The organism is Pseudomonas sp., from assembly GCF_037994325.1.
Taxonomy (GTDB): domain Bacteria; phylum Pseudomonadota; class Gammaproteobacteria; order Pseudomonadales; family Pseudomonadaceae; genus Aquipseudomonas.
Window position 1 is genome coordinate 1 of sequence record NZ_JBBNAH010000235.1, and the last position, 5,304, is coordinate 5,304.

The 5,304-nt window shown below is 61.4% G+C and carries 4 protein-coding genes and 1 pseudogene; all 5 read left to right on the plus strand.

The genetic code is table 11. The annotated features are described in order from the left end of the window. Positions 1 to 809, plus strand: an 809-nt coding sequence (locus tag AAAB16_RS07815) for an ABC transporter substrate-binding protein (RefSeq protein WP_340662839.1), incomplete at its 5' end; no start/stop codon positions are given. A 23-nt stretch (positions 810 to 832) separates the two neighbouring features. Then, positions 833 to 1,429, plus strand: coding sequence for a nitroreductase family protein (locus tag AAAB16_RS07820; protein ID WP_340662840.1), 597 nt, complete (start codon positions 833 to 835; stop codon positions 1,427 to 1,429). An 86-nt stretch (positions 1,430 to 1,515) separates the two neighbouring features. Continuing rightward, positions 1,516 to 3,279, plus strand: coding sequence for an ABC transporter ATP-binding protein (locus AAAB16_RS07825; protein ID WP_340662841.1), 1,764 nt, complete (start codon positions 1,516 to 1,518; stop codon positions 3,277 to 3,279). Positions 3,280 to 3,560: 281 nt separating this feature from the next. Further along, positions 3,561 to 4,613 (plus strand): ABC transporter substrate-binding protein, encoded by a 1,053-nt coding sequence (locus AAAB16_RS07830; protein WP_340662842.1) that lies wholly within the window; start codon positions 3,561 to 3,563, stop codon positions 4,611 to 4,613. 34 nt (positions 4,614 to 4,647) lie between these two features. Continuing rightward, positions 4,648 to 5,304 (plus strand): annotated as a pseudogene (locus tag AAAB16_RS07835) (ABC transporter substrate-binding protein); the annotation flags it as partial.

Consider the following 5,304-nt stretch of genomic DNA (forward strand, 5'->3'; position numbering starts at 1 on the left):
ATTTTGAGTGGATCAACCAGAAGATTTTCGACAACGAATTCAAGCGCGTTGACAGCTACTTTGCCGGTACGCCGCTGGCCGCCACGGGCCTGCCGAGCAGCGAGGAGCTAAAGCTGCTGGAGCCCTACCGTGGGCAAATTCCCAATGCGGCCTTCGGGCCGATGTGGGCGCAGCCTTCCACCAAAGCGCCGGGCAACGTGCGCAACAACCTGACCAAGGCGTTGCAGCTGTTTGCCGAAGCCGGCTGGCATAACCGCGACGGCGTGCTGCGTAACGAGCAAGGCGAGCCGTTTATTTTGGAAGTGGCCGGCACCCGTACGCAAAACCCGTATACCGATCCCATCTACCTGAACCTCAGCAAGTTGGGCGTGGTGGTGAAGAAAAAGCTCACCGACGCCGCCACCGCGCGCAAACAACTGACCAGTTTCGACTACGACTACACCACCCTCGCCCTGCGGGAAGCGCGCATTCCCGGCGATGAGCTGTGGCGCAATTTCAACAGCAAAGATGCCGACCGCCCCGGCTCAGAAAACATCACCGGGGTGAAGTCGGCGGCCGTCGATGGGCTGATTAAAAACCTGCTCAATGCCGACAGCCAACAAGAACAGCAGACCGCCGCCCGCGCCCTTGATCGCGTGCTGATCAGCAGCCACTACGTGATTCCCTGGCGCTACCTGGACAAGCACTACGTGATCTTTAACCAGCGCCTAAAACAGCCCGCCACCTTGCCGCTGTATTACGGCGCCAACGAGTGGGTACTGAGCACTTGGTGGGACAGCCACGCCGAGCGCCTGACCGTTAACCCTTAAGCCCCCTGCCCTGTGAGGCCAGCATGTCCCAGCCACGCCAATCCACCCACGCTATTCACCCGTTGTTTATCAATCGCTGGTCGCCACGCGCCTTTACCGGTGAAGCCATCGACCAAGCCACCCTGCATTGCCTGTTCGAGGCCGCGCGTTGGGCGCCGTCGGCGAACAACTCGCAGCCCTGGCGCTTTGTTTACGCCCATAACGGCTTGCAGCACTGGCCCGAACTGCTGCAACTGCTCAACGAGAAGAACCGCGCCTGGGCCGCTAAGGCTTCGGCGCTGATTGTGCTGCTGTCGAAAACCACCCACGTCCGCGCCGGCAGCGACGCCGCCACGCCGCTGCGCAACCACTCGCTGGACGCCGGCGCAGCGTGGGCCCACCTGGCCCTGCAAGCTGAACATGCCGGCTGGCACACCCACGCCATCGGCGGCTTTGACCGCGACCAGGCGCGCGTGCTGCTCGGCGTACCCGAGGGCTACAACGTGGAAATTGCCATTGCCATCGGCAAGCAAGCCAGCCGCGACAGCTTGTCGGCCGAGTTGCAAGCGCGTGAACAACCCACCCAGCGCAACCCACTGGACAGCCTGATCGCCGAAGGGCGTTTCAGTTTTGCCGAGTGAACCGTGCGCCGCGCCGCCGCCCTTGCCGCTCTCTGCACGCCTGGTGCGTGCGCCCCAATCACCGCCTGTGACCGACAAAACCACTTATGAAAAACCTCTGGCGCACCATCCAGTTCATCCCCGAGTACCGCGGCCGGGTGATTGCCGTCACCCTGGTCGGCACCATCCTCGGCTTTATCGGAACGGCCACGCCGTACCTGTACAAAGTGGTGGTCGACACCATCTCGCAGCTGCTCACCGGCAAAATCACCCAGGAACAAGCGACCTGGAGCGTCACCGTACTGCTCGGTGTTTTCTTCGCCCTGCGCCTGGGCGTGGTGATCTTTGGTGCCCTGCAAAACAAGCAGGCTGACGACCTCTGGCTGGACACCGTGAGCACCTTTCGCCAGCGGGTGTTCGACAATATGACGCAGAAGTCCATCGACTACTTCGAGAAGACCCGCGTCGGCGAAATCATGGACCGCTTTGGCAATATCACCAGCATCACCATGTGGCTGTCATCGCTGACCGAAGGCACCCTGGCCAACATTCTGCAGATGCTGTTTATCATCACCGTACTGCTGATCAAGGCGCCCGTGGTCGGCGCCATCATGACCGCGGTGCTGCTGCTCAACTTCTGGATTTCCTATCGCACCGTCGGCTGGACGCGCCCCTACCGCCGCGGTTGGCAAGCCCTGGCCGGGCGTATGACCGGGCTGCTGGCGGAGATGGTCGGCAATATCTCCACCGTGCGCAGTTTTGGTGGCGAGCCGGCGGTTAAACAGCGCTACGATGATACCCAGGCCGAATGGCTGATCACCCGTGGCAAGCTGCACACCACCGAATGGCGCTCCGAGCAGGCGCTGAATTTGATCAATACCTTTGGCGTGTTTATCGCCGTGGCCTTAACCGTGCACGGCGCTTTGCAGGCGCGCTTTACCACCGGCGATATCCTGCTGATCCTCACCCTCACGCAAAACCTGATCAACAGCATCGGGCCGATTGCCCGGCAGATTAACCAGGCCGGCGAAATCGAAAGCAACGCCGAGCGCTTGATCGAGCTGCTGGATATCGAAGCCGAACATGCCGACCGGCCCAACGCCATCGCGCTGACCAAGCTCGACACCATCACCTTTGACAACGTCAGCTTTCACTACCCAGGCAAAGACGAATACGCGCTGAAAAATATCTCCTTTCAGCTCGACGCCGGCCACACCCTGGCCCTGGTGGGCAGCAGCGGCAGCGGCAAAAGCACCATCGTCAAACTGCTGATGCGTTTTTACGACGTCAGCGAGGGGCGCATCCTTATCAATGGCATCGACCTGCGCGACTACCAGCAACGCAGCGTGCGTGCGCTGATGGGCGTGGTGCTGCAAGACGTGGCGCTGTTTAACGACAGCATCGGCGAAAACATCGCCTTCGCCCGCCCCGGCGCCAGCATCGATGACGTACGCCAAGCGGCCCAGGCCGCGCATGCCGACGAGTTTATTCAACGCATGGAAGCGCAGTACGACACGTTAGTCGGCGAGCGCGGCATCAAGCTCTCCGGTGGCGAAAAACAGCGCGTGGCCATTGCCCGCGCGGTGCTCAAAGACCCGCAACTGATCATTCTTGACGAGGCCACCAGCGCCCTCGACTCCGAGTCTGAGCACCTGGTGCAGCAGGGCCTGGAGCGCCTGATCAGCGGCCGCACTTCGGTGATCATCGCCCACCGTTTAAGCACGGTGATGTCGGCTGATCTGATCTTGGTGATGCGCAACGGCGAGGTGCTGGAGCGCGGCCGCCATGGCGATTTGGCCCAGCGCGAAGGCGGTTTCTACTCGCGGCTATTTGCCTTGCAAAGCCAGGGGCGCCCGGCGCTGGCCAACTGAGACCGCACGTGCTGCGGGCTGAGCAGCAGCTGTTGTTGGGCTGCTGCTGACCAGCCAAGCCGCGTACTACGCGCTGGAAAAAGTAGACTTAAACCACTGATTTACAAGCTATTTATTAAGCCATAAAAGCCTGGCACAGGCGTTGCAATAGCCCTTTAAGCGGCGCCTGCAAAGCCCTTCGCTGTGGGCTTAGCTGGCAGGTCGATAGCCGTTCCGCTGCTGACAACCACGCCGTGCTAACGGCACGTGCCCCACGCATCACCCAAGGAAAGCCCATCATCATGAGTCAACCACTGGATACACTTTGGTACACCCGTTGCCCGGTTCCTACCGGGCTTGGTATTGCCGTGCAAAAAGGCTGGCTGGAACAAACCCTCGCGACCCAGGGCACCCAGATCAAATCCCTGCGTGAGTCGGAAAACCAGGCCGTGCGCGAGTCGCACTTCGACCACACGCTGCAAAACTCGGTACGCCATGGCGGCAATATTCCGGCCATCTGGGCCCGCGCCAGTGGCCGGGAAACGCGGGTGATCGGCCTGTCCTGGCAGGATGAAATTCAACTGATCCTGACCCTGCCCGATAGCGGCATCAAAACCGTCAAAGACCTTAAAGGGCGCAAATTCGGCCTGCCGCTGTGGGCCAAAGCGCAAATCGACTTCTCCCGTGCGCAAGCCATTCGTGGCCTGGAAAACGCCTTGAAACTCGAAGGCCTGGAAGTCAGCGATGTGGAGCTGGTCGATTACCTGCGCGACGGCACCCACAGCGACGAACCGGCGCAGACCATCGCCGGCACCAGCACCTTTGGCCGCCGCAGCAGCGGTGGGCAGAGCGCTGAACTGGTCGGTTTGCTGCGCCGTGAAGTGGACGCCATCTTCCTCAAAGGCGCCTCGGCGGCGCACCTGGCCCAGACCTTTGGCCTGCACACGGTTATCGACACCGGCTCGCACCCCGAACCGCTGATTCGCGCCAACAACGGCACGCCGCGCACCCTGTCGGTAGACTTCAACCTGCTAGAAAACCACTTCGACGCTGCCGTCGGCATTCTCGACTCGGTGATCCGCGCCGAAGCCTGGGCCTGGAACCACCCCGAAGACACCCGCCGCTACCTGGCCCGGGAAACCAACAGCAGCGAACTCTACGTCACCGCCGCTTATGGCGAAGACGCCCACCTGCGTCTGCGCACCGACCTGCACGAAAACTCGATTCTCGGTTTGCAGGACTTCACCCATTTCCTGCACCGCTGGAATTTCATTCCGCAGACCTTTTCGGTACGCGACTGGATCGACCCACGTCCGCTGCAAACCCTGCGCTCAGCTACCGCACTAGCGGGCTGAACGCAGGCTCACAAGACCTCTACAAGCAGGCCCCATGAGCACACCCCTTGATACCCTCTGGTATACCCACAGCCCGGTTCCAACCGGGCTGGGGATTGCCGTCGAATCGGGCCGACTGGCACAAGCCTTTCGGCCCTTCGGCACCACCATTCAAGCGCTGCGCGAATCCAACGACCGCGAAATTCGCGAAGCGCATTTCGACCACCACCTGGCCAACTCGGTGCGCCACGGCGGCAATATCCCCGCCATCTGGGCCCGTGCTGCCGGTGCGCAAACCCGTTTGCTGGGATTGTCCTGGACCGACGAAATTCAGCTGATCGTCAGCAACCCCGACAACCCGATCAACAGCATCCGCGAACTAAAAGGTCGGCGCTTTGGCCTGCCCAAATGGGCCAACGTAAAAATCGACTTTAGCCGCGCCACCGCCCTGCGCGGTCTGGAAAACGCCTTAAGCCTGGAAGGCCTGCACGTGGCCGACATGGAACTGGTCGACTACCCCTACGGCGGCACCCACAGCGACATTCCCGTGCGGCATATCTTCGGCGCTCAGGTGCGCCTAGACGGCAAGCGTGTACGGCGCAGCAACCGTGAACTGATCGGCCTGCTACACGGCAACGTCGACGCCATCTTTCTCAAAGGCGCCCACGGCCTGCAATTGGCCGACGAATTTGGCCTGCACGTAGTGGTGGAT